Here is a 23606-nt window from a genome sequence, read left to right as displayed (position 1 = left end):
AGGAACGTGCAGTCGGACGATCACTTTGCTGCGGCGAGAAAGTCTCCGGCACCTGTTTCGAACTGCAGCTTGGCCAGCTTGGCGTATATGCCGCCGTGTCGAATAAGGGTCTGATGCGTTCCCTCTTCGACGACGCGACCCTGATCCATGACGAGGATCCGGTCAGCCTTCAGCACGGTCGCGAGGCGATGGGCAATGACAAGGGTCGTGCGGCCGGTCATGAGGCCGTCGAGGGCTTTCTGCACAAGGGTTTCGCTTTCGGCGTCCAGTGCCGAGGTTGCCTCGTCGAGCAGCAAGACCGGCGCGTCCTTCAAAATGGCACGGGCGATGGCGATACGCTGGCGTTGACCACCCGAGAGCGTGATGCCGCGCTCGCCGACCTCGGTGCCGTATCCCTTGTCCAAGCGGGCAATGAATTCGTCGGCCTGTGCAGCGATCGCGGCGGCACGCACCTCTTCACGGCTCGCCTCTGGGCGGCCGAAGGCGATGTTGTCGTGAATGGAGGCCGCAAAGATCGTCACATCCTGCGGCACGATCGCGAGGCGTTTGCGCAACGCGTCGGGATCGGTGCTGCGGGCATCGACGTCGTCGATTTTTACCGCACCCTGTTGCGGATCATAGAAGCGGAGCAGCAGCGAGAAGACGGTGCTCTTGCCCGCACCGGAGGGACCAACGATCGCGACGGTCTCCCCGGGGGCTACCTCGAAGCTCAGGCCATGGAGGGCGGATCTCTCCGGGCGCGACGGATAGGCAAAATGCACGCCCGTAAACTGGACACGACCATGCGCCGGAGCAGGCAGAGCAGCGGGCACCGTGGGCGCTGTAATCGGCGAGACTTCATCGAGCAGTTCGGTCAGCCGGTCGGCCGCACCCGCAGCTTGCGAAAGTTCGCCCCAGACTTCGGAAAGAGCGCCGAGCGAGCCGGCGGCGATGACGGAGTAGAGAAGGAACTGGCCGAGCGTGCCGGGCGAAAGCGTGCCCGCCAGGACGTTGTGAGCTCCGACCCAGAGAACGGCGACGACGCTACCGAAAATAAGGGTAATGGCGATGCCTGTCAGCAGGGCGCGCGAGCGTATAGCCGCGCGGGCGGCATCGTATGCCGTTTCCACAGCGGTGCCATACCGGGTGGCAGCGGCGTCCTCTCCGCCGAAGGCCTGGACGGTGCGGCTGGCGGCGATCGTTTCGTTGGCGAAGGCGGAGGCGTCCGCCAGAGTATCTTGGGCGGAGCGCGAGCGCTTCCGCACCGAGCGACCGAAGCCAACCAGCGGAAAGACGATCAACGGAATCGCCCCGATCACAAGGCTGGACAGCTTTGGCGACGTCACGATCATCATGCCCATCGCGCCGAGGCAGAGAATAAGGTTGCGCAAGGCGACGGAAGCGGTCGCGCCGACCGCTGACTTTATCTGTGTCGTGTCCGCCGTCAGGCGTGAGACGATCTCGCCCGATTGGTTGACATCGAAAAAGGACGGCGACAGCCGCGTCACATGGCTGAAGACATCACGGCGAAGATCGGAGACCACACGCTCTCCGAGCGTAATGACGAAGTAGTAGCGAAGGGCGCTCGCGACGGCCAGCACGATCGCCATGATCATCAGCATCAGAAAATAGCTGTTGATGAAGCTGCCGTCGGCCTGCGTGAAGCCATGGTCGATCATGCGGCGTATGGCGAGCGGCAGGGCGAGCGAGGTGATGGCGGCAAGCGCAAGGGAAGCGAGGGCACCGGCGACCATGCCGCGATAGCGCACGACATAGGGCGTCAGCCGGCCTAGCGGCTTCAGCGATCCCGACTTTTTTCCCCCTGCTTGCCCTGCGTATGCCACTTCGTCTCCGATCGCCTTCGACACCGCTTATCCGCGGCCGATGGCTCTTGTTATCCTGCCGGCCTTCATGTATAGGCAGCCCATCCTAATGGGAAGCCGTGGCGTTTGCGTCTGCGGCTTCATTTATTCAATCGGTCCTCTTGTCGCAATGATGATGCGTCAATTTGGACGTTGCATGGCAGGAAGATTGTTATGAAGGCAGATATCCATCCCGACTATCACACGATCAAGGTAGTCATGACCGACGGCACCGAATACGAGACCCGTTCGACCTGGGGCTCTGAAGGCGCAGTCATGAACCTCGAAATCGACTCCAAGTCGCATCCGGCATGGACTGGTGGCAACCAGCAGCTCATGGACCGTGGCGGCCGCGTTTCCAAGTTCAACAAGCGTTTCGGCGGCCTCGGCCTCTAATTGTTGCCACTTGGTGGAATTTGAAAGAGCCCCGCTTCGGCGGGGCTCTTTGTTTTTGAGCGCATGCCCTGGCGTTGCTTTCTGTTGCGCACACAACGAAAAACCGGCTGCGCAGGACGCAGCCGGTTTCGTGAATTCAGTTTGAGGCGGCTCAGTTGTTGCCGAAGGCCGTCTGCAGCAGGCTGAGCTGAGCCTGGACGCTGTTCTGGTTATCGGGAACGATCGGTGCCTCGGCCGGGCGATAGATTTCGCGATCGAGCAGGGCGACGCGGTTCTGCAGGCGCAACGAGCGTTCGATCAGGTGGCGGAAGGATTCCGGCAGATCGCCCCAGCCCGGTGCGTTGCGATCGACGTTAAAGCCGTCGAGGCGAACCTTGTTCTTCTCGGCCAGAACCTGATCGCGCGACATCTCGCCGTTGTTAACGGCGCGCTGCAGCAGCAGCCAGGAGGCCATCTGCATGAGGCGGGTGGTCAGTCGCATCGACTCTGCCGCATAGAGAACGGACGCCATGCGCGGCAGAACCTTGGAGGCTGTGCGACCCTGGCCATCGAGATAGGCGGCGGTTTCTTCGACCAGCGACATGCCTTCCGAATACAGCGCCTTGAACTGCGAGGATGCGGCAGCGCGACCTGCAAAACTGATTGTGTTCAATCCAAGCTCTGACATTTAAACAGTCCCTGTTGCACGCATCTACTTATGGTCAGGTAACGCCCGCCGGAGGGAAAAGGTCTCTCCGGCCGTTCTTTATGCTTTTAAGATGGTAGCTTTAGCGGAATTGCGCAAGGCGTTTCTTAAGAAAGGGTTAACTTCCACAGTTTCATGGAAATGGTCCCCAGCGCAATAAAAAAGAAGAGCCGCAAAAGCGGCTCTCAAGGTAAAACAGGGAGAAAAATCAGACCAATTCACCGCATGGAAAACTGTCTGAGATCCAGAGAAGATCTGGATGAGTACAGTAATACCTTATAAAGCTTAATGGCCGCTTAAACCTGTCCCGGATTAACACCTTTCGAGCGCTAGTTTGCTGTAATACCCCGCTCTCGAATTACGAGCGGAAGAGGCTTTCCGCCGCTGATCTTGTCGATGTCTTGCTGGCGGCCTCTGCTTCGATTCTCACGATCTCGGCTTTGAGCAGCGCGACGCGCGCTCGCAACTCGTCGACCGATAAGGTGGAGAGGTCGGCACCGATCTCGTGCGTAACCTTCTTCTGCGGCCGGTCGTCGTCGATGAAGCTCATATGGAGTCCTCCCTTTTTTGCCTCAGCTATATTTTAGGGCAGGATCGCCGGTTTCGGGAGTCTTGCCGGTTCCGCGGTCCGCAAGCGACATGCTTTCGGGCGTCAGCGTTTGCGACGTGGCCGTCGGAATGGTGGTAAAGGCGTCGCGGTCGCCGACCGGAACGGCGGCGCGCATGCGGCTGCGAATGATGGCGTAGGCGGTGATCAGCACATGGGCGACCGCCGTTACCAGGAACAGGGCGTGCGGGCTGATCATCGACATGACTGGGCCGCCGATGGTCGGGCCGATGATGGTGCCGATGCCGTAGAGGAGCAGCAGTCCGCCGGATACCTTCACGAAGTCCTCGGCGGAGGCATAGTCGTTGGCGTGTGCGACCGCGATTGGATAGAGCGTGTTTGCAACGGCGCCGTAGAGCACGACAAGGCCGATGATGAAGTAGGGCGAGGAGGGCTGCAGGATCGCCAGCAGCAGGCCGGCGATAGCAGCAATTGCGGACATCGCCGCGAGCACGTGGCGGCGATCGATGCGATCAGAAAGGCGACCTGCCGGCAGCTGCATCAGGGCGCCGGCGAAAATGGTGGCGCTCATCATGATGGCAATGCTGGTATCGGAAAGGCCGGAGCCCGCGCCGAAGACCGCACCCAGCGTACCATAGGCGCCGTTGGCGATGCCGACGAGAAGAATGCCAAGGCAGGATACGGGGGAGTTGCGGTAAAGGGCTGGCAGATCGAGCTTGACGGCCTTCAGCGGCTGCGGCGAGGCTGCGGTCGAGAGCGTCGTCGGAAGCATCGCGATGCAGTAGAAGATGCCGCAGATCATGAACAGGACGGGCGTGCGCACATCCTCCAGCGGGATCATCATCTGGCCCGCCACGACGCCGAAGAGTGTAATGGCGATATAGAGCGAGAAGATCGCGCCGCGGCTCTCATTGGTAGCGCGCTCGTTCAGCCAGCTCTCGATGATCATCGAAGTGCCGGCGGTCGCAAAGCCGGTGACGGCTCGCAACAGCACCCACCAGACCGGGTGGATGATGATACCGCTGACAAGCGCGATGATTGCGATGATGGCAATGAAGCCGGAGAAGGCCCGCACGTGGCCGACACGGCGCACAAGTTTCGGTGCGACGAGGCAGCCGATGACGAAGCCAGCGGCCCAGGAGGTGCCGAGCAGGCCGAGGGTGGTTGTTGCGTAGCCTTCCAGATTGCCGCGCATCGGAAGCAGGATGCCCTGCAACCCGTTGCCCATGAAGAGAAAGAGCGTCCCGAAGAGAAGCGAGGCGACGGACAGCAGATTTCTTTTCATTTAGCAGACTCTATGCGTTGAATGTCAAAGGTCATACGGCAACACGCAGTGTCGCCCAGCCTCGAGATGATTGATTGTGCCCCCAAATGCCTTTACGGCATGAATAAATGCAGTCGTGACGCGAAAAAATGTCCGTCCTGTGACATTCATAAGAGATGGAAAAATAAAGACATGACGAAGCTGATCGCTCTGCTGCTCATCCTGGCGATGGCGATTCAGCTGATCAAGCCGCTGGGTGTTCCCGGGCTGCAGCGACGCATGGATTTCTGGAAGATCGCGCTGATCGCCTTCGCGATCTGGGCGGTGGCGCTGATCGGGCGCGATGTCTTCGTCTAGTACGCGATTTCACCGCGCATGACAGGCGCGCAGCCGCCCGAAATCGTCACGTCGGTGACGATGCCGTCCTTCTTGACCACGTCAATTGCGATGATGCTGCGGCGTCCCATCTCGACGCCTTGCTCTATGGTCAGCGAAACGCTCATGTTCGCATCCGGCTCTAGCGAAAGGAGGTAGGCGCCGAGTGCCGCCGAGGCGCTGCCGGTCGCCGGATCTTCCGGCACGTTGTCGAGCGGCGCAAACATCCGTGCGCGGATCGTCCATGGGTTTTCCCCGGAGCGGACGTAGACGAACAGCGAGAAGTCGTGGTTGCCTTCGGCGGTCGGGGCGGCAGCGTCTTGAAAGTATGCAAGGTTCGGGCGGGCGCGGCCAAGGGCGGCAAGATCTGCAAGTTCGGCAACGACGAAACTCAGCCCCACCGATGCAACAACCGGCGAATGCTTCGCCACGCGGATATCCTGCGGCCCGATCGCGATGCAACGGGCAACAGTCTGCTCAGAGACCGTGGCGCCGATGGCGAGCGGCTTCGGCGCCCGAATGGCCGCCGACAGCACCTCATTGCCGTTGCGCTTCAAATCGACTTCGACGAGGCCGGCCTTCTCCTCGAAGCGCAGGCGGTCGCCGACTGGCCGCCCGAAGACATGCGCCTGCTGCCCGAGCACATAGGCCGTTCCGACGTTCGGATGTCCGGCGAAGGGCACTTCCATCGTCGGTGTGAAGATGCGGACGCGGGCGGTATTTGCCGGATCTTCCGGCGGCAGGACGAAGGTAACTTCCGAATAGCCGAACTCGGCGGCGATGTTCTGCATGTCAGTATCGGTTAGCCCACGCGCTTCCGTGATCACAGCCAGCGGGTTGCCCTCGAAGCGAGCGGAGGTGAAGACATCGACGGTCGTGAAAGCAACGGTTTTCATGGCGGTTCCCGAACTGGCTGAAGCCATGATCTCTACCGGCGATCGGCCGGCTGAAGAAGCGGAAAACTTGTCGCCGTTACAATGGAAAAACCGGCCGCCTTGGCGACCGGTTTCTTCCGTTTCGTCAGTCGAGAAGAGGCTTACGCGGCCTGCTCGAGGTCCTTCTTCCAGCTGCCCTTGGCGGCGAGGCTGTTCATCTCGGCGCGATGGGCAAAGGCGCGCTGGCCGGCGGCGACGTTTTCCGGCTTGCCGCCCCAGGCCTTCAGCGCCGTATCCTGCAGGGCGCGGCCGTAGGAGAAGGTGACGGCCCATGGTAGGTCGTAGCCGGAGTTGATCGCGGAAAGATGCGCCGTCGCTTCTTCGCTGGACTGGCCGCCGGAGAGAAAGGCGATGCCCGGAACGGCGGACGGGACGGTGCGCTTCAGCACCTCGACCGTGCGCTCGGCGACCTCGGCCACCGATGCCTTGCGGGCGTTCTTGCCATCGATGACCATGTTCGGCTTCAAGATCATGCCCTCGAGGCTGACACGGGCATCAGCCAGTTCTTCGAAGACCGTGCGCAGCGTCCATTCCGTGACCTCGGCGCAGCGATCGATGTTGTGGTCACCCGGCTTGCCATCCATCAGGCACTCAGGCTCGACGATCGGAACGATGTTGGCTTGCTGGCACAGCGCAGCATAGCGGGCGAGCGCATGCGCATTGGCCTTCATGGAGCCCCATGTCGGGAGGGTGGGAGAGATTGCGATGACACCGCGCCACTTGGCGAAGCGGGCGCCGGCTTCATAGTACTTCGCCAGCCGCTCTGCCAGCCCGTCGAGGCCTTCGGTGATGGTTTCGCCGGGATAGGCTGCCATCGGCTTCGCGCCGATATCGACCTTGATGCCCGGAATGCTGTCGGCCGCGCGGATGATGTCGACGAAGGGCGTGCCGTCTGCCGCCTTCTGGTGGAGGGTTTCCTCGTAGAGGATCACGCCGGAAATATACTGACGCATCGCGTCTTCCGTGCGGAACAGCATTTCGCGGTAGTCGCGGCGGCTCGTCTCCGTCGATTGAAGTCCGATCGTGTCGAACCGCTTTCCGATCGTGCCTGTCGATTCATCCGCTGCAAGCAGCCCGCGGCCACCAGCTACCATACGCACGGCAATGTCTTCCAAACGTTCGCTCATATCGCCTTCTCCACAGCAAAAAAATCGTCAATCGATGAATATAGGTCGCGGATAACAGAAGTTTATGGGTGGGAAAACGGCAGCAAAATTGATTGAAACGTTTGAATTTTTTTCAATCGTTTGAAAGTTTGAACTTTTGTACTCGCAGTGAGCAAAAGACCGCGGAGCTTTCGCGCCGCGGTCTATCTACATGTAAAATTTGTTAAATCCGTTTGTGCTGATTATTTCGCTTTGGACAGGACGGAAACGCCGGGAAGCGCTTTGCCCTCCATCCATTCGAGGAAGGCGCCGCCTGCAGTCGACACATAGCTGAAATCGTCGGCAACGCCGGCGTGGTTCAGGGCCGAGACCGTGTCGCCACCGCCGGCAACCGAGACGAGCTTGCCGGCCCTGGTGCGCTCGGCCGCGTATCTCGCTGCGGCGACCGTCGCCTTGTCGAACGGTTCGATCTCGAATGCGCCGAGCGGTCCGTTCCAGACCAGGGTCTGGGCGCGCTCGATCCATGCTTTGACCGCCTCGATCGATTTCGGGCCCACGTCGAGGACCATGGCATCGGCCGGGATCGCGTCGATCGCGACGATCTCGTTGGTTGCGTTCGCCTTGAATTCGCGGGCAACGACGCCGTCCTCGGGAAGAATGATGGCGCAGCCGGCCGTGGCCGCTTCGATCATGATCTGCTTTGCGGTCTCTGCAAGATCATGCTCGCAGAGCGACTTGCCCACATTGGTGCCGCGCGCGGCGATGAAGGTGTTCGCCATGCCGCCGCCGATCACCAGCGCATCGACCTTCTTCACGAGGTTCATCAAGAGATCGATCTTGGTTGACACCTTGGCGCCGCCGACAATGGCCACGACCGGTCGGGCCGGATTGCCAAGGCCGCTTTCCAGCGCCTCGAGCTCGGCCTGCATCGTGCGGCCGGCATGCGCAGGAAGATGATGCGCGAGGCCTTCCGTCGAGGCATGCGCGCGGTGGGCAGCGGAGAACGCATCGTTGACGTAGATATCGCCATTTGCCGCAAGCGCCTTGACGAAGTCCGGGTCGTTCTTTTCTTCGCCCTTGTGGAAGCGGGTGTTTTCGAGAAGCAGGATGTCGCCGTCCTTCATCGATGCAATCGCAGCGGCTGCGGCATCGCCGATGACGTCGCTCGCCGTCGCGACCGGGCGGTCAAGCACCTCCTCGACAGACGGAGCGATCAGCGACAGCGAGAGGTCCGGCGACGGACCGTCCTTAGGGCGGCCGAAGTGTGCCAGCAAGATGACCTTGGCACCTTTCTTCGACAGCTCGATGATCGTCGGAGCAACGCGCTCGATCCGCGTGATGTCGGTCACTTTGCCGTCTTTGACCGGAACGTTGAGGTCAACGCGAACGAGGACGCGCTTGCCGGCAATGTCGTTGAGGTCGTCGAGGGTCTTGAAGGAAGGCATGGAAAAGTCCGTTCGTTATTGCCCAAAGATGCGGGGACCATAGCAAGGATGACCGCAGACGCAAGGCGGTCATTGCGGGTTTTCATCGCCCTTGCCGGATGCCGCACTGGCGGCTGCTTCGCGGTTTCTGCGGCCTTTGAAACGCTCGTGGATGCGGTCGATGATATCGTGCAGATTGAGGAAGATCGGCAGGGCCGTGGCAGGCTCGAGGGCCTCGAGCGACATGCCGACCGAGGTGATGTGATCGTGGTCGTCGAGGTCGCGCACGATGAGGATGATGGAACCGAGGCGCACCCGGTCGGCATAGTCGGCTTTGCCGCCCAGGCGGTGTTTCATCAGTTCGGCGATCGTCAGGCCCTTCTCGGATTCGTTCAGCAGGCCGGGGCCATAGGCAGCGTCGAGATCGGCGGCCGGCCGGGCCGGAGACAGCGCGAAGGCGCCGAAGAAATCGGCATCGTCCTCCTCGACCGGCGCACGGCTGGCAAAGAGCTTGTCGAGAAGCCGCGAATAGGAAGGAACAACGAAGAGATAGACAAGATCGTTCTCACGCAACCTTCCGGCATATTGGTAGCGCATCGACTTGCCATCGCGGATGACGAGCGACGGCGTTGCCCAGCGCGGGATGCGCTCGCCGCGCAGCACCGGGCTGTCCTTGACGACGCGGTAGGACAGAAGCTCGTGGTTTGCTGCGCCAGGCAGATCGACTTCCACCTTGTCAACGGCGCCCATCCGCGGCGGGATGATGAGCCCAAGCTTCTTGGCGACCGGCTTGATCGTCCAGCCCTGCACCAGAAGCGAGACGAGCACGATGATGAAGGCAGTATTGAAATAGACCTGACCATTCTCCAGGCCGCCGAGAATGGGCATGATGGCAAGCAGGATCGACACGGCGCCGCGCAGACCGACCCATGCAACAAAGCCGATCTCCTGCTGCGTATAGTCGAAGGGCAGCAGCGACAGCCAGATGGCGAGCGGGCGTGCGATGAAGATCAGGAACAGGGCGAGCAGCACGGCGGGGATGGCGATCGCGGGAAACTGCGACGGAGTCGCCAGCAGGCCGAGGACGAGGAACATGATGATCTGGGCAAGCCAGGTCATGCCGTCCTGGAAGCGCTTGATGGCGGCATAACCATGGAGCCTGCGATTGCCAGCGTAGATGCCGGCAACGTAGACGGCAAGGAAACCGCTTCCCCCGACCGCGCCGGTCGCCGAAAAGACAAGTAGCGCCAAAGCGAGCACGAAGATCGGCGTCAGGCCGCGATCCGTCTCCAGCTTGCTCACGATCAGAACGATCATCATGCCCCCGAGCAGGCCGAGGATGACGCCAAGGCCCATCTGCTGCACGAACATGGCAAGCATGCCGATGTTGATGCCGTGGTACCGTTCGCCGCTGGCAAGAATCTCGACGAGGGCGATGGTCAGGAAGATCGCCATCGGATCGTTGGTTCCAGATTCCACCTCGAGCGTCGAGCGCACCTTGTCGCGAATATTGATGCCGCCGATGCGCAGCAGGAAGAAGACCGCCGCCGCGTCAGTGGAGGCGACGATGGAGCCGAGCAGCAGGCCTTCCAGAAAGGTGAAGTTCAGCATCCACATGGCGGCGACGCCAATGAGTGCGGCCGTTATCAGGACGCCAACGGAGGCAAGCGTCAGCGAGGGTATGGCCGCAAGCTTGAAGGCCTGCACCGGCGTTCCGAAGCCGGAGTCGAACAGGATGACTGCCAGCGCGATGGAGCCGAGGATGTAGGCGAGATAATTGTTGGTGAACTCGATGCCGAGGCCGTCCGTGCCCGCAAGCAGGCCGATCGCCAGGAAGAGCAGGAGGAGGGGAGCGCCGAAGCGGAAGGCGAGCAGGCTGGAAAATGCGGCGAGGAGCACGAGCGTCGTCGAGACCAGTACGACGATGTAGAACGCTTCCATGCCTATCCCCTTACCCGCAAGTCAATGCAGACCGCCCCCGGTCCCGCAGCCCATTTCAAGTCGCCCTTTCGTGGTCACCCCAAGCGGCCATAAGTAAACGGCAAAACAAACGGGATGGGTAGGCCTTGCGGTCAAACCCGTGCTGCTTTGCGGCTTCATGCTGCTGTTTTGGCGTGCCGAACGGCAAAGCCGGATGAGCGCTCACGAAGGAGCATGAATCGAGTGTATGAGCAAATCGGGCGATAGCAGGGCAGAAGCAGCGCTCTCGCGCTTTTCCTCGCAATCAGTGCGTGGCCTCAAGGAGAGCCGCGCCGGGTTTCAGCACAGGGCCGCTTTTAGCGCGCTCGCTTATCTGATCGCAACCGCTCAGGCGTCGTCGTCCTCATCGGCGATGTCGGAAATCGGAATCAGGAAGACGACGAACTCGTCGTCGATGGTCCGCTCCGGATCGTCGTCGAACTCGTAGGCGTGCTCGACTTCGCTTGCTTCGTCGGCGGTTGCCTTGCGCAGGTTGAGCGCAGCGACCCCATCCCAAACCGGCTTGCCTTGGGACTGCAGGACCGTCAGGTCCTCGCGGAAATCCTCAGCCTCGAAGAAATTCTTGGCATCGTCGGCATTCTCGGAGCGAAAGCTTGCGATCGCTTGACCGCCGATCTCGATCGTAAAGTAGTCCATCAAATTCTCTCTCGCCTCTGCGCCGCGTGTCTTCGATCGACACTACGGTGATCGATCGGGCCGCGCCAGTCCTATCGCTCTAGGCGCGCGGATTATCGAGGCCCCATGACGCGTGTGGACGCCATCAGCGGCTGCCCTTCGGCGATCTGCTTGGAACTGCGCCCACCAACGACGCTCAAGCTCAACACGCTCGCGACCATGAGGAAAACGATGATCGTCATGAGAATTTTCATGGGTGAATCCGCCAGCCATCCATCCGGCATTGTCTTGTGGCTATGACGCTAGTCCGTTTGGCGCCAAAAGAAAAGCGGCCCGGTTACCCGAGCCGCTTTCGACGATTTATGTCGCGATGCTCTTAGATGAGCTTTGCGAAGGCAACGGCGGTGTCGGACATGCGGCTGGAGAAGCCCCACTCGTTGTCGTACCAGGACAGGACACGCACGAAGTTGCCTTCCATGACCTTCGTCTGATCAGTTGCGAAGATCGATGAGTGGCTGTCGTGGTTGAAGTCACGGGAAACGAGCGGCTCGTCGGTGTAGCCGAGGATGCCCTTGAGTTTGCCGTTTGCGGCAGCCTTGATCGCTTCGTTGATTTCGCCGACGGTCGTGGCCTTCTTGGCGACGAACTTGAAGTCGACGACCGAGACGTTCGGGGTCGGAACGCGGATCGAGGTGCCATCGAGCTTGCCCTTAAGATGCGGCAGGACGAGGCCGACGGCCTTGGCGGCGCCGGTCGAGGTCGGGATCATCGACAGGGCTGCAGCGCGGGCGCGGTAAAGGTCCTTGTGCATCGTGTCGAGCGTCGGCTGGTCGCCGGTGTAGGAGTGGATGGTGGTCATGAAGCCGTGATCGATGCCGACAGCGTCGTCGAGGACCTTGACGACCGGAACCAGGCAGTTCGTCGTGCAGGACGCGTTGGAGATGACCAGGTGTTCCTTGGTCAACTGGTCATCATTGACGCCGAAGACGACCGTCAGGTCGGCACCGTCGGCAGGAGCCGAAACGATGACGCGCTTTGCGCCGGCCGTCAGGTGGGCGGCAGCCTTGTCGCGGGCGGTGAAGATGCCGGTGCACTCCATCGCGATGTCGACGCCGAGTTCCTTGTGCGGCAGCGTTGCCGGGTCCTTGATCGCGGTCACCTTGATCGGCTTTCCGCCGCCGACAGTGATCGTGTCGCCCTCAACCTTTACCTCGGCCGGGAACTTGCCGTGGATAGAATCGTAGCGCAGCAAATGGGCGTTGGTCTCGACCGGGCCGAGGTCGTTGATGGCAACGACTTCGATGTCGGTGCGGCCAGATTCTACGATAGCGCGGAGAACGTTGCGGCCGATGCGGCCGAAGCCGTTGATGGCAACCTTTACAGTCATGTGCATTCACTCCCTAGAGATGGGGCTTGCGGATTGAGTTGTTGGAGAGCGCCTGAGCGCTCTCTTAGAGTTTTGCTTCTGCGGCAGCGACCACGGCGTCCGCGGTGATGCCGAAATGCTTGAAGACGTCCTTCGCCGGGCCGGACGCGCCGAAGCCCTTCATGCCGACGAAGCTGCCTTCCGGACCGATGAAGGCATCCCAGCCCTCGCGGACGGCGGCTTCGACGGCGATCTTGACCGGCGAGTTGCCGATGACTTCCTTGCGGTAGGCTTCCGGCTGCTCGAAGAACAGTTCGGTGCAGGGAACGGATACGACCCGGACGCTGACGCCCTTGGCTTCCAGCGTTGCGCGGGCGGCAACCGCAAGCTCGACTTCCGAGCCCGAGGCGAAGATCGTCACCTTCGCGTCGGTATTGCCAGCGAGTGTGTAGGCGCCCTGTTCGCAGAGGTTCTTCTCACTGTACTCGGTGCGCACCGTCGTCAGGTTCTGGCGAGTGAGCGCAAGAGCGGACGGGTGAACCTTCGACTTGATGGCGATCTGCCAGCATTCGGCCGTTTCGGTAGCGTCGGCCGGACGGAACACCTGCAGGTTCGGAACGGCGCGCAGGCCGGCGATCTGCTCGACCGGCTGGTGGGTCGGGCCGTCTTCGCCAACGCCGATCGAGTCGTGCGTCAATACGTGGATGACACGGATGCCCATCAGCGATGCGAGGCGGATCGGCGGGCGGCAATAGTCCGAGAAAATCAGGAAGCCGCCGCCGTAGGGAATGAGGCCGCCGTGCAGCGCCACACCGTTCATGGCAGAAGCCATGCCGTGCTCGCGGATGCCCCAGTGCATGTAGCGTCCGGCAAAATCCGTCGGCGTGATCGAATGCATCTGGCTGGTCTTGGTGTTGTTCGACGGCGTCAGGTCAGCGGAACCGCCGAGCGTTTCCGGCAGGAAGCCGTTGATGACTTCCAGCGCATCTTCCGATGCCTTGCGGGTGGCGATCGTCGGCTTGGTTTCGATGAGCTTCTTCTTGTAGGCGCTGATCGCGGCATCGAAGCCTTCCGGCAGTTCGCCGGCGAAACGGCGGGTAAACTCTGCCTTGTGTGCGGACTTGGCGAGGCCGTCTTCCCAGGCGTTGACGAGATCAATCGAGCGGCTGCCGGCTGCGCGCCATGCGTCGAGAACGTCGGAGGGAACGACGAAGGGTTCGTATTCCCAGTCCAACGCCTTGCGGGTCGCCGCGATTTCGTCGGCACCGAGCGGGTTGCCGTGGACTTTGTGGGTGCCCTGTTTGTTCGGAGCGCCGAAGCCGATGATCGTCTTGCAGGCGATAAACGTCGGGCGATCAGACGTGTGGGCGGTTTCGATGGCAGCCGCGATGGCAGCCTGATCGTGACCGTCGATCTCAATCGTGTTCCAGTGAACGGCCTTGAAGCGGGCAACCTGGTCGGTGGAGTCCGACAAGGAGACGGCGCCGTCGATGGTGATCGAGTTGTTGTCCCAGAAAAGAACCAGTTTGTTCAGCTTCAGATGGCCTGCAAGCGCGATCGCTTCGTGGCTGATGCCTTCCATCAGGCAGCCATCGCCGCAGATGGCATAGGTGTAGTGGTCCTGCAGTTCGGCGCCGAATTCCTCGCGCAGCTTGCGCTCGGCGATCGCCATGCCGACGGCATTGGCAATCCCCTGGCCGAGCGGGCCGGTGGTCGTTTCGATGCCGGTTGCGTGGCCGTATTCAGGATGGCCGGCGGTTTTGGAGCCGAGTTGGCGGAACTGCTTCAGGTCTTCCACCGTCATGTCAGGATAGCCGGTCAAATAGAGCAGCGAGTAGAGCAGCATCGAGCCGTGGCCGGCCGACAGAACGAAGCGGTCGCGGTTCGGCCAATGCGGCTTCTTCGGGTCGAACCGCAGATACTTTGTAAAGAGGATCGTCGCCACGTCGGCCATGCCCATCGGCATGCCGGGATGCCCGGAGTTCGCCTTTTCCACTGCATCCATGGCGAGGAAACGGATCGCATTTGCCATCCGGTCGTTTTGTTCAGGAGAGGTCATGGCTGTTCCACGGAGTTCCGGTGTCGGGGGATGGCCTCGAGCCTGTGGAGACCATCAATGAGAGCGGGTGACACATAGCAGTTGGAACGGCCAAGTCAATAAATTGAAGGTCCGCTGAGCGCCGCTCCAATCGATTTTAGACATTTGACCATCAATTTTTACAAAAGTTGAATGCTGCTCCTGCCAGCAGTTGATTGTCGTCATCCACAGAATAGGTCGGCAGCCGCGGTGCCGGCTTTATTGACGCACCGTTGGCGAGGTGCGTATCCTTTTGGAAATACTGGATCGGTCTCGGGCGCCGATTCGGGGTCTTGTGCGGGGAACCGGAAGAGACATGACGCCTACAGGCAAAATCATGGAAGCAGCACTCAACGAGCTGCGGCAAGCAATCTCGGGGCTCGAGAACGCAGTCGAGATGCGTATCGAGCACCAGCGAGAGCAGGGCGAGATCGAAGGCGAGGTTCGCCGTATTCATGCCGATCGCTCGAAGCTTGCCCAGGAGCTGGACCAGGCCGAGTTCCGCGCGAATCGGCTCGAGGAAGTCAATCGCGAGGTCTCGCGGCGGCTGGTGACGGCCATGGAGACAATCCGCGCGGTTCTGGACCGATAGAAAGGCGCAGCACATGGCGCAGGTAACTGTAACGATCGATGGCAAGGCCTACCGCATGGCCTGCGAGGAAGGGCAGGAAGACCACCTGACGGATCTCGCGACGCGCTTCGACAACTATGTCGGCCACCTCAAGGGTCAGTTCGGCGAAATCGGTGACCTTCGAATTACCGTCATGGCAGGCATCATGGTGATGGACGAAATTTCGGAGCTGAACCGCCGCGTCGCGGATCTCGAATCCGAACTCGGCACCTTGCGCAACACCAGCGACACGGTGCTGGCGGCGAATGCCCGCACCGAAGAGAGCCTTGCTGCGGCGCTCGGCGAGGTGACGAGCCGTATCCGCGGCATTACCGACAAGCTGAACGGCAGGGCGCCAGCCGAGCTCAATTGAACGAACTCAATTAAATAGGTGCGGCGTCCCGCACCCTCTGGCGCGCCGCGGAAATCAGCCTTATATATCGGAATGCGGTCTGCGCCCCTCGACAGGAACCACAATCCCTGGGGCCATACTCGATCCAAAGGGAGCTGTCCCTGACCAGGCTCGTGGGCCTGGACACACGGTGCCCACCTACGTTTGTAGGCACCCAGGATCGTAAACATCCATCGGTTGCCGTGGATCGCGCTTTCCCTTTTTCCGCCCGCTTTCCCCGCCTGCAGTCTTCGTGTGCTCCGCGCGGCGGACCTCATCGTTCATCCTTCCAAGATCTTCGTTCAACTGATCCAGTATCGACAAGGCTCGATCTCTTGCCTGCCGTTCGCTGCCACCGTGGGTCGGTCTCATGCTTGGCGTCATGATCCAAATGTGACAGAGACGTCTCTTGCTTGCTGTATTGCGAGTGCTAGTTTCCGGAACCATATCGATTTAATTTTCCAGGAGACTTGAGATGCAGCTTGGCATGGTTGGTTTGGGCCGCATGGGCAACTACATGGTCCAGCGATTGATGCGCGATGGCCATGAATGCGTCGTCTACGACGCCAAGCCGGAGAGCGTTGCCGATCTCGTCGATAAGGGAGCTGTCGGTAGCCCCTCTCTCGAGGAGTTCGTCTCGAAGCTGTCGCGCCCGCGCGCCGTCTGGCTGATGCTGCCGGCGGCGATCACGGACAAGGTCATCGCCCAACTTCTGCCGTTGCTGCACGACGACGACATCATCATCGATGGCGGCAATTCCTATTATCACGACGATATCCGGCGTGGTGCCGAGCTCATCACCAAGGGCATCCACTATGTCGACGTCGGCACCAGCGGTGGCGTCTTTGGCCTCGAACGCGGCTATTGCCTGATGATCGGCGGCGAGAAGGGCATCGTCCAGTCGCTGTCGCCGATCTTTGCGTCTCTGGCGCCAGGGCAAGGAAGCACCGCTCCTTCGGAGGGTCGCAGCGCACATACGGAAAGCACAGCGGAACAAGGTTACCTTCATTGTGGTCCGCATGGCGCCGGTCACTTCGTCAAGATGGTGCACAATGGCATCGAGTATGGCCTGATGGCCGCCTATGCCGAGGGCCTGAACATCCTGAAGCATGCGAACATCGGTGCGGCGACGCATGCGGTCGATGCGGAAACCGCGCCATTGGCTCATCCCGAACACTATCGTTACGACTTCAATCTGCCAGATGTTGCAGAGGTCTGGCGCCGCGGCAGCGTCATTACGTCGTGGCTCCTCGATCTGACGGCCGACGCTCTGCATGCCGATCCCGTCCTCACCAAGTTTGCGGGTCGCGTTTCCGATTCAGGGGAGGGCCGCTGGACGATCATGGCTGCGATCGATGAAAGTGTGCCGACGCCGGTCCTGAGTGCGGCGCTTCACGGCCGCTTCTCGTCGCGTGACAATGACGAGTTCGCCAACAAGGTGCTCTCGGCGATGCGCGCCGGCTTCGGCGGGCACGTCGAGAAGCCGAAGGGGTAGGCTGCTATCCTTTGCATTTTGAAGCCCCGCACAGCGCCATCTGTGCGGGCTTTTCTTTTATACAGCGCGATATATTGTCGAGAGATCGCATCAGGGGACAATGAATGATGGGTCTTGCAATTGGCGCACGTGGCATATTGCACCTGCTAATATCGATAACATTCGTCCTTGCTCTTGCTGGGGCTGCTATCGCCCAGACTGCGAACCCACCTTCGGCTCCTTCCTCGGCCACCGCTGCGCAACCACCTGCGGAAGTGCGGCAGATGCTCGAGCTGATGCAGACGCCGCAGGTGAAAGAGTGGATGGCGACGCAGATGAAAGCCGCGCCGACATCCACACAGGCCGAGACCGCAGAGGTGTCGGCATTGTCGGAGCTCGTCGGCCAAGCGCGCCGTCATGTCGAGATGGTCTCCGACGCGGCGATGGCGATTCCCGACGAGGTGGCGTCCGCTTCCGATATCGTCGAGCGTGAGGTCGCGCCGAGCGGTTGGGTGCTGATAACGACCGAAGTCGTTATGCTGTTTCTGGCCGGAGCGTTGGTCGAGTTGCTGTTCCGCATCGTCGTTCCGAAACCGCAGATTAGGCAAAGTGACGACGAGGTCATGACGGTCGCGCACCATGCCACGGCAAATCTCTTCTATCGCATCGTGCCGGCTGTCGTGTTCGCCGTGGCCACGCTGGTGCCGCTGCTGGCCTTCAACTGGCCGCCGATCACGCGGTCCATGGCGATCGCGATTGCGATCGCGCTGATCGTCGCCCGCTTCGCCGTCGCGTCGGGACGGCTGCTGGTTGCACTTGTCACCCTGCCACGGGCGGATGGCGAGCGTCAGATCTCGCGCGCGAAGGCCTTGTTCTGGTTCCGCCGCTGCGCCCTCTTCCTCATCTATTTCGCCTTCGGCTGGGCGGCGATCCAGGTCATGGTCCCGCTCGGCTTCTCCGATGGCGCCCGCTATTTCGTCGCCTATATCCTTGGCCTTGGATTGTTCGCGATCGCCGTCGAGGCTGTCTGGTCCCGTCCGGTGGAGGAAGGGGAGCATCGTAGCCTCACGCTGTCCTGGGCGCTGACGATCTACTTCGGATTGCTCTGGGTTCTCTGGGTCACGGGGTTCAACCTTTTGCTGTGGATCGGTATCTACGCCGTGCTGCTGCCGCGGGCGCTTGCCGTTGCCACGCTGGCGGTTCGCTCCCTGCACCGGGCGGAGGCCGGGCTACTTGCAAAACGCACGATCGCCACCGTGCTGCTCGATCGCGGCGTTCGGGCCCTCATCATCACCGCCGCAGCATTCTGGTTCGGCCGCATGCTTGGCCTTGCCGCGGATCGAATGGCAGCGGGGGAGACGATGGTCGATCGCATTGCCCGCGGTGCGATCGGCGGGATCGTCATTCTGCTTGCCGCGGATCTGCTCTGGCACCTGGCCCGTGCCTACATCAACGGCAAGCTGGACGAAGCTCGCGTCGATGGCGCCGCCACGGACGAGGAGAAGGCAAGGCGGGCGCGTCTGCAGACCCTGTTGCCGATCTTTCGCAACATTCTTGCCGTCATCATCGCCGTCATCGCGGTTCTAATGGTGTTGTCCGGTCTCGGAGTCCAGATCGCTCCTCTGATCGCAGGTGCCGGCGTCGTCGGTGTCGCCGTTGGCTTTGGCGCGCAAACCATCGTGAAGGATGTCATCAGCGGCATGTTCTATCTTTGGGACGATGCCTTCCGTGTCGGGGAATACATCGAGAGCGGCAGCCACAAGGGCGTAGTCGAGGCCTTCAGCCTGCGCTCCGTCAAGCTCAGGCATCATAGGGGACCGCTGACGACGGTGCCGTTCGGCGAACTCGGGGCGGTCAAGAACCTCAATCGCGACTGGACGATCGACAAGATCACCTTGAACGTGACCTATGACACCGATCTGGTGAAGGCGAAGAAGGTGATCAAGCAGATCGGACAGCAGTTGTTGGACAATCCCGACTATAGTCCGCACATCATCGAGACGCTGAAGATGAAAGGCGTGGAGCAGTTTGGCGAGTTCGCGATTGTTATCCGCCTTGCAATGATGACGAAACCGGGCGAGCAGTTCGTCATCCGGCGCAATGCGTTGGCCATGATCCGCAACGCCTTTAAGGAGAACGGCATCGAGTTTGCTGTGCCGACGGTGCAGGTCTCCAGCGAAGGGCATGAGGCCGACGCGCGCGCGGCCGCCGCAAGCCGCCTTTCGCAACGGCCAAGTTCGGAGGAGCCTGCGGTGTGACGTTCGACTGTCGGACCGAGCCGAGCTTGCGCAATTCTCTTATTGCCGCCCCAGCCCCGTCAACGTTACGAAATTGCAATGTGCGCGGGCGCGCCCTGCGCCAAATTTGCCCCAATTGGAGACGAAGCAGGCGACAGCGGCGGGTCAGGGTCGGACAGGCGTTCATAGAGCTTACGGGCCGCCCATGTTACGTGTTTCGAAGATGATTCCCGCTGAACTGGGATATGGCGACGGTACGAGATGGCGGGGCACGGCAATTTGGAAGAAATCGAAGGCGCCGACGAATCTTCGATGCGTGGATTGTTCAGGCGCTACCGCGCGCTCCTGACGGCATTGGCGACGCTCGCGCTCTTCTGTCTCGTCGGCTTTGCGATCGTTCAGCTGACGAACGAAGTGCGTTACGACGACGTGGTTCGGGCACTGGCCGATACAAAGGCCAGCTCAATCGTGCTTGCGCTGGTCTTTACGGGCCTGAGCTTCCTCGCCCTTGTCTTCTATGACGTGAACGCCATCGAATATGTCGGCCGCAAGCTGCCGTTTCCGCAGGTGGCGCTAACCGGCTTCAGCGCCTATGCGGTGGGCAACACCGCAGGTTTCGGGGCATTGAGCGGCGGTGCAATCCGGTACCGCGCCTATTCGCGCCTCGGTTTGACGCCTGAGGAGATCGGGCGCGTCATTGCGTTCGTGACGCTGTCATTCGGGCTCGGGCTTGCAGGGGTCGCGGCAATCGCGCTCCTGATCATTGCCGACGAGATTGCGCCTCTGATCAATGTCGGTAGCCTTACCCTGCGGCTGTTGGCCGGTGCAGTCATCGCCGGCCTTGGCGTCATCATGTTCATGGGGCGCGACGGGCGCGCGATCCACCTTGGTCCGGTCGAGATCCGGCTGCCGGATTCACGCACCTGGTCGCGGCAGTTCCTGGTCACCGCCTTCGACATCGCCGCCTCGGCGACTGTCCTCTATGTCTTGCTGCCACAGGCCGCGATAAGCTGGCCGGTGTTCCTGGCGGTCTATGCGATCGCCGTTGGCCTTGGTGTCTTGAGCCACGTGCCGGCCGGTCTCGGCGTGTTCGAGACCGTTATCATCGCTTCGCTTGGCAGTGCTGTGAACATCGACGCGGTGCTTGGCTCGCTGGTGCTCTATCGCCTGATCTACCATGTTCTGCCGCTACTGATCGCCGTGCTTGCGGTGTCGGCGACCGAGCTTCGCCGGTTTGCAGATCACCCGGTTGCGTCAGGCATCCGCAGGATCGGCATCCGGTTGATGCCGCAGTTGCTCTCGACGCTGTCGCTGCTCCTCGGCGTCATGCTGGTCTTCTCGAGCGTGACGCCAACGCCGGACCAGAATCTCGAATTCCTTGCGAACTACCTGCCGCTGCCAATCGTCGAAGGCGCGCATTTCCTGTCGAGCTTGCTCGGACTGGCACTGGTCGTTGCCGCACGGGGACTCGGGCAGAAGCTCGACGGTGCCTGGTGGGTGTCGATCCTGTCGGCCGCAGCGGCGCTGACGCTGTCTCTCCTGAAGGCGATTGCGCTGGTTGAGGCATGTTTCCTCGGCTTCCTGATCTTTGGCCTCTTCGTCAGCCGCCGTTTGTTCCGCAGACATGCGTCTCTTCTCAACCAGACGCTGACGGCCTCGTGGCTGATGGCCATCGCCGTCATCTGCGTCGGTGCGATCGTGATCCTGCTCTTCGTCTACCGCGACGTCGAGTACTCCAGCGAGCTCTGGTGGCAGTTCGAATTCGCCGGCGAAGCGCCGCGAGGTTTGCGCGCCGTACTCGGCATCTCCATCATTTCCTCGGCGATTGCGATTTTCAGTCTGCTTCGTCCGGTGGCGGTCAAGCCGGAGCCTGCGTCAACGGACGCCTTGCAGCGGGCGGTCGATATCGTCGAGAAACAGCGTTATGCCGACGCCAATCTGGTGCGCATGGGCGACAAGAGCATCATGTTCTCCGAGAAAGGCGATGCCTTCATCATGTACGGAAGGCAGGGACGCTCATGGATCGCTCTCTTCGATCCGATCGGTGAGCGCAGCGCCATTCCGGAGCTGGTCTGGCGTTTCGTGGAGTCTGCACGCGCCGCCGGATGCCGCGCGGTCTTCTACCAGATCTCGCCGGCGCTTCTTTCCCACTGTGCCGATGCGGGGCTGCGCGCATTCAAACTGGGCGAGCTCGCTGTTGCCGATCTGAAAACGTTCGAGATGAAAGGTGGCAAGTGGGCAAACCTGCGGCAAACGGCGAGCCGTGCGCAACGTGACGGCCTTGAATTCGAGGTGATCGCGCCTGAAAATGTTCCGGCGGCGATGGATGAGCTTGCGGCGGTTTCGAATGCCTGGCTCGAGGATCACAATGCCAAGGAGAAGGGCTTCTCGCTGGGTGCGTTCGATCCTGACTATATTGTTGCTCAGCCGGTTGGCATCCTGAAGCGTGAAGGCAAGATTGTCGCTTTCGCCAATATCCTGATAACGGTGGCGAAGGATGAGGGGACCATCGACCTGATGCGCTTCTCGCCGGATGCGCCGAAGGGGTCGATGGACTTTCTCTTCGTCCAGATCATGGAATACCTGCGCGACCAAGGGTTTTCGCATTTCAATCTCGGTATGGCGCCGCTCTCGGGCATGTCGAAGCGCGAGATGGCGCCGGTATGGGATCGTATCGGCAGCACCGTCTTCGAGCACGGCGAGCGATTTTATAACTTCAAAGGCCTCAGGGCTTTCAAATCAAAGTTTCATCCGCAATGGCATCCGCGGTATCTTGCGGTTTCGGGTGGAGGCAATCCGATGATCGCTCTGATGGACGCAACATTCCTGATCGGCGGCGGATTGAGAGGGGTAGTGAGGAAATGATGAAAAGACACCTTCTTGCAGCCGTCTGCGCCCTGTCACTGTTCGTTCCGGCGGCAATGGCGGCGACCGAGACGACGCAGAGCTTCGAAACCGGACTAATTCCTTCACCACACATCTTCCTTCCCGACGGTGACGTCAAAGGGGCCGTCGTGCTGATATCGGATGGCGCCGGCTGGGGCGACAACGAGAAGGCGGAGGCCGACCGGCTTGTCGAACAAGGGACCGTCGTCATCGGCATCGACTTCGCGTCCTATATGGATGCGCTCAGAAACGACGACGTCAGCCAGAATGACGGCTGCATCTATATGGTGTCCGATATCGAATCGCTGAGCCAGCAGGTCCAGCGCGCAGCGGGCAACAGCGCATACCATCTACCGATCGTTGCCGGCGTCGGCGAGGGCGGCGCGCTGGCACTGGCGATTGCTGCACAGACCCCGGATGCGACCATCGGCCAGACGCTGGCGATCGATCCGGTTGCGGGCATCCCGCTTACCAAGGAGCTCTGCACGCCGGCCAAGAAGCAGACGGTCGGCGATCGCATGATCTATGGGCTGAGCGATACATCGCTGCCGGACCCGATCATCGCGTCGTTCACGGCCTCAGCAAGCAAGGACGGGCGCGCCCACGTCGAGGAGCTCAAGAAGCAGCATTCCGACATCGAGATCCGCGACTCCGCGGACAATGCACAGACGACGCTCGGCGAAACGCTCTCGGACCTGATCGACGCTTCCGGCAGTGCCGACAATCCGCTCGGCCTGCCGCTCACCATTCTGGATGCCAAGCCGGCCTTCGACACGATGGCGGTCATCTTTTCCGGTGACGGCGGCTGGCGCGACATCGACAAGGAGGTTGGTGCCTCGCTTCAGAAGCAGGGCATCCCTGTGGTCGGCGTCGACTCGCTTCATTATTTCTGGTCGCAACGGGAGCCGCAGCAAACGGCCGACGATCTCGGCAAGATTATCGAGCTTTATCGAAAGCAGTGGAAGGTGAAGCACGTTCTGCTCATCGGCTATTCCTTCGGCGCCGACGTCGTGCCTGCCGCCTATTCGCGACTGAAGCCAGCCGCCAAGACAGCTGTCACGCAGATGTCGCTGCTGTCCCTCTCGCACGAGGTCGATTACCAGATCTCAGTCATGGGCTGGCTCGGCCAGAAGACGGAAGGTGCCGGTGGCGACCCGGTTGATGACCTGAAGAAGCTCGATCCGAAGATCGTCCAGTGCATCTACGGCAAGGAAGATGACGACGAGGTGGCTTGTCCTGACCTCAAGGACAGCGGTGTCGATGTGATCGCTCTTGCCGGCGACCACCACTTCGATGAGAACTATGACCTCTTGACCAAGACGATCATCGACGGGCTGAAGACGCGACTGCAGGACTAGGGCGCGTCGCGCGCCTTA

General features: G+C 61.1%; 20 protein-coding genes and 1 other RNA gene. 9 read left to right on the top strand and 12 right to left on the bottom strand.

All coding sequences use genetic code 11. The features are described from left to right. Positions 1 to 20: 20 nt before the first annotated feature. Complete coding sequence (locus tag WGT02_RS18490) at positions 21 to 1823, bottom strand: ABC transporter transmembrane domain-containing protein (RefSeq protein WP_208250560.1); 1803 nt, start codon at positions 1821 to 1823, stop codon at positions 21 to 23. A 192-nt stretch (positions 1824 to 2015) separates the two neighbouring features. Between WGT02_RS18490 and rpmE the strand changes: the two genes are divergently transcribed. Beyond that, complete coding sequence (rpmE, locus tag WGT02_RS18485) at positions 2016 to 2237, top strand: 50S ribosomal protein L31 (RefSeq protein WP_007527409.1); 222 nt, start codon at positions 2016 to 2018, stop codon at positions 2235 to 2237. A 151-nt stretch (positions 2238 to 2388) separates the two neighbouring features. Here the strand turns inward: rpmE and WGT02_RS18480 are convergent, their stop codons facing one another. From WGT02_RS18480 to WGT02_RS18470, 3 genes are all read right to left on the bottom strand, one after another. Then, on the bottom strand, positions 2389 to 2904 hold the full coding sequence (locus WGT02_RS18480) for a DUF1465 family protein (protein ID WP_024317267.1): 516 nt from the start codon (positions 2902 to 2904) through the stop codon (positions 2389 to 2391). Positions 2905 to 3280: 376 nt separating this feature from the next. After that, positions 3281 to 3472 (bottom strand): DUF1192 domain-containing protein, encoded by a 192-nt coding sequence (locus tag WGT02_RS18475; protein ID WP_024317266.1) that lies wholly within the window; start codon positions 3470 to 3472, stop codon positions 3281 to 3283. 22 nt (positions 3473 to 3494) lie between these two features. Continuing rightward, a complete protein-coding gene (locus WGT02_RS18470) occupies positions 3495 to 4775 on the bottom strand; it encodes an MFS transporter (protein WP_024317265.1) in 1281 nt (426 codons plus the stop codon). A 171-nt stretch (positions 4776 to 4946) separates the two neighbouring features. Here WGT02_RS18470 and WGT02_RS18465 point away from each other — a divergent pair, with 171 nt between their 5' ends. Beyond that, complete coding sequence (locus WGT02_RS18465) at positions 4947 to 5111, top strand: hypothetical protein (protein WP_093041322.1); 165 nt, start codon at positions 4947 to 4949, stop codon at positions 5109 to 5111. On the opposite strand, the gene WGT02_RS18460 is transcribed toward WGT02_RS18465, so the two are convergent. The 8 genes from WGT02_RS18460 to tkt all read right to left on the bottom strand — a co-directional run bounded on the left by WGT02_RS18460 (position 5108) and on the right by tkt (position 14614). Continuing rightward, positions 5108 to 6025 (bottom strand): PhzF family phenazine biosynthesis protein, encoded by a 918-nt coding sequence (locus tag WGT02_RS18460; protein ID WP_024317264.1) that lies wholly within the window; start codon positions 6023 to 6025, stop codon positions 5108 to 5110. The two genes, WGT02_RS18465 and WGT02_RS18460, sit on opposite strands and share 4 nt — an antisense overlap. Positions 6026 to 6165: 140 nt before the next feature. Further along, the gene (locus WGT02_RS18455; protein WP_208249724.1) at positions 6166 to 7191 is read right to left on the bottom strand and encodes a class I fructose-bisphosphate aldolase; all 1026 of its coding nucleotides are present in this window, start codon (positions 7189 to 7191) and stop codon (positions 6166 to 6168) included. Positions 7192 to 7412: 221 nt separating this feature from the next. After that, the gene (locus tag WGT02_RS18450; RefSeq protein WP_024317262.1) at positions 7413 to 8615 is read right to left on the bottom strand and encodes a phosphoglycerate kinase; all 1203 of its coding nucleotides are present in this window, start codon (positions 8613 to 8615) and stop codon (positions 7413 to 7415) included. A 69-nt stretch (positions 8616 to 8684) separates the two neighbouring features. Then, positions 8685 to 10535, bottom strand: a complete 1851-nt coding sequence (locus WGT02_RS18445; protein WP_024317261.1) for a potassium/proton antiporter — start codon at positions 10533 to 10535, stop codon at positions 8685 to 8687. Positions 10536 to 10901: 366 nt separating this feature from the next. Continuing rightward, complete coding sequence (locus WGT02_RS18440) at positions 10902 to 11210, bottom strand: hypothetical protein (protein ID WP_024317260.1); 309 nt, start codon at positions 11208 to 11210, stop codon at positions 10902 to 10904. A 92-nt stretch (positions 11211 to 11302) separates the two neighbouring features. Next, positions 11303 to 11443, bottom strand: a complete 141-nt coding sequence (locus WGT02_RS18435) for a hypothetical protein (protein ID WP_007802558.1) — start codon at positions 11441 to 11443, stop codon at positions 11303 to 11305. A 122-nt stretch (positions 11444 to 11565) separates the two neighbouring features. Then, a complete protein-coding gene (gene gap / locus WGT02_RS18430; RefSeq protein ID WP_024315382.1) occupies positions 11566 to 12576 on the bottom strand; it encodes a type I glyceraldehyde-3-phosphate dehydrogenase in 1011 nt (336 codons plus the stop codon). 64 nt (positions 12577 to 12640) lie between these two features. Next, positions 12641 to 14614, bottom strand: a complete 1974-nt coding sequence (gene tkt / locus WGT02_RS18425) for a transketolase (protein WP_024315383.1) — start codon at positions 14612 to 14614, stop codon at positions 12641 to 12643. A gap of 334 nt (positions 14615 to 14948) precedes the next feature. Here tkt and WGT02_RS18420 point away from each other — a divergent pair, with 334 nt between their 5' ends. From WGT02_RS18420 to WGT02_RS18390, 7 genes are all read left to right on the top strand, one after another. Beyond that, a complete protein-coding gene (locus WGT02_RS18420) occupies positions 14949 to 15224 on the top strand; it encodes a DUF4164 domain-containing protein (RefSeq protein ID WP_024315384.1) in 276 nt (91 codons plus the stop codon). Positions 15225 to 15237: 13 nt separating this feature from the next. Further along, the gene (locus tag WGT02_RS18415) at positions 15238 to 15615 is read left to right on the top strand and encodes a cell division protein ZapA (protein WP_007802567.1); all 378 of its coding nucleotides are present in this window, start codon (positions 15238 to 15240) and stop codon (positions 15613 to 15615) included. A 73-nt stretch (positions 15616 to 15688) separates the two neighbouring features. Next, positions 15689 to 15847, top strand: a non-coding RNA gene (ssrS, locus tag WGT02_RS18410) — 6S RNA. 261 nt (positions 15848 to 16108) lie between these two features. Continuing rightward, the gene (gnd, locus tag WGT02_RS18405; RefSeq protein ID WP_208249726.1) at positions 16109 to 17128 is read left to right on the top strand and encodes a phosphogluconate dehydrogenase (NAD(+)-dependent, decarboxylating); all 1020 of its coding nucleotides are present in this window, start codon (positions 16109 to 16111) and stop codon (positions 17126 to 17128) included. A gap of 107 nt (positions 17129 to 17235) precedes the next feature. Further along, positions 17236 to 19365, top strand: coding sequence for a mechanosensitive ion channel family protein (locus WGT02_RS18400; RefSeq protein ID WP_208250561.1), 2130 nt, complete (start codon positions 17236 to 17238; stop codon positions 19363 to 19365). Between the two features lie 240 nt (positions 19366 to 19605). Continuing rightward, positions 19606 to 22209: a bifunctional lysylphosphatidylglycerol flippase/synthetase MprF gene (gene mprF / locus WGT02_RS18395; protein WP_024315387.1), complete on the top strand. Its 2604-nt coding sequence runs from the start codon at positions 19606 to 19608 to the stop codon at positions 22207 to 22209. Next, the gene (locus WGT02_RS18390; protein ID WP_024315388.1) at positions 22206 to 23588 is read left to right on the top strand and encodes a virulence factor family protein; all 1383 of its coding nucleotides are present in this window, start codon (positions 22206 to 22208) and stop codon (positions 23586 to 23588) included. Before mprF ends, WGT02_RS18390 begins: the two co-directional genes overlap by 4 nt. Positions 23589 to 23606 lie beyond the last annotated feature (18 nt).

The sequence above is a fragment of the Rhizobium sp. T1470 genome, assembly GCF_042140505.1.
Classification (GTDB): domain Bacteria; phylum Pseudomonadota; class Alphaproteobacteria; order Rhizobiales; family Rhizobiaceae; genus Rhizobium; species Rhizobium favelukesii.
The sequence above is the reverse complement of the archived record's forward strand: the minus strand, read 5'-3'. Positions and strand labels throughout refer to the sequence as shown.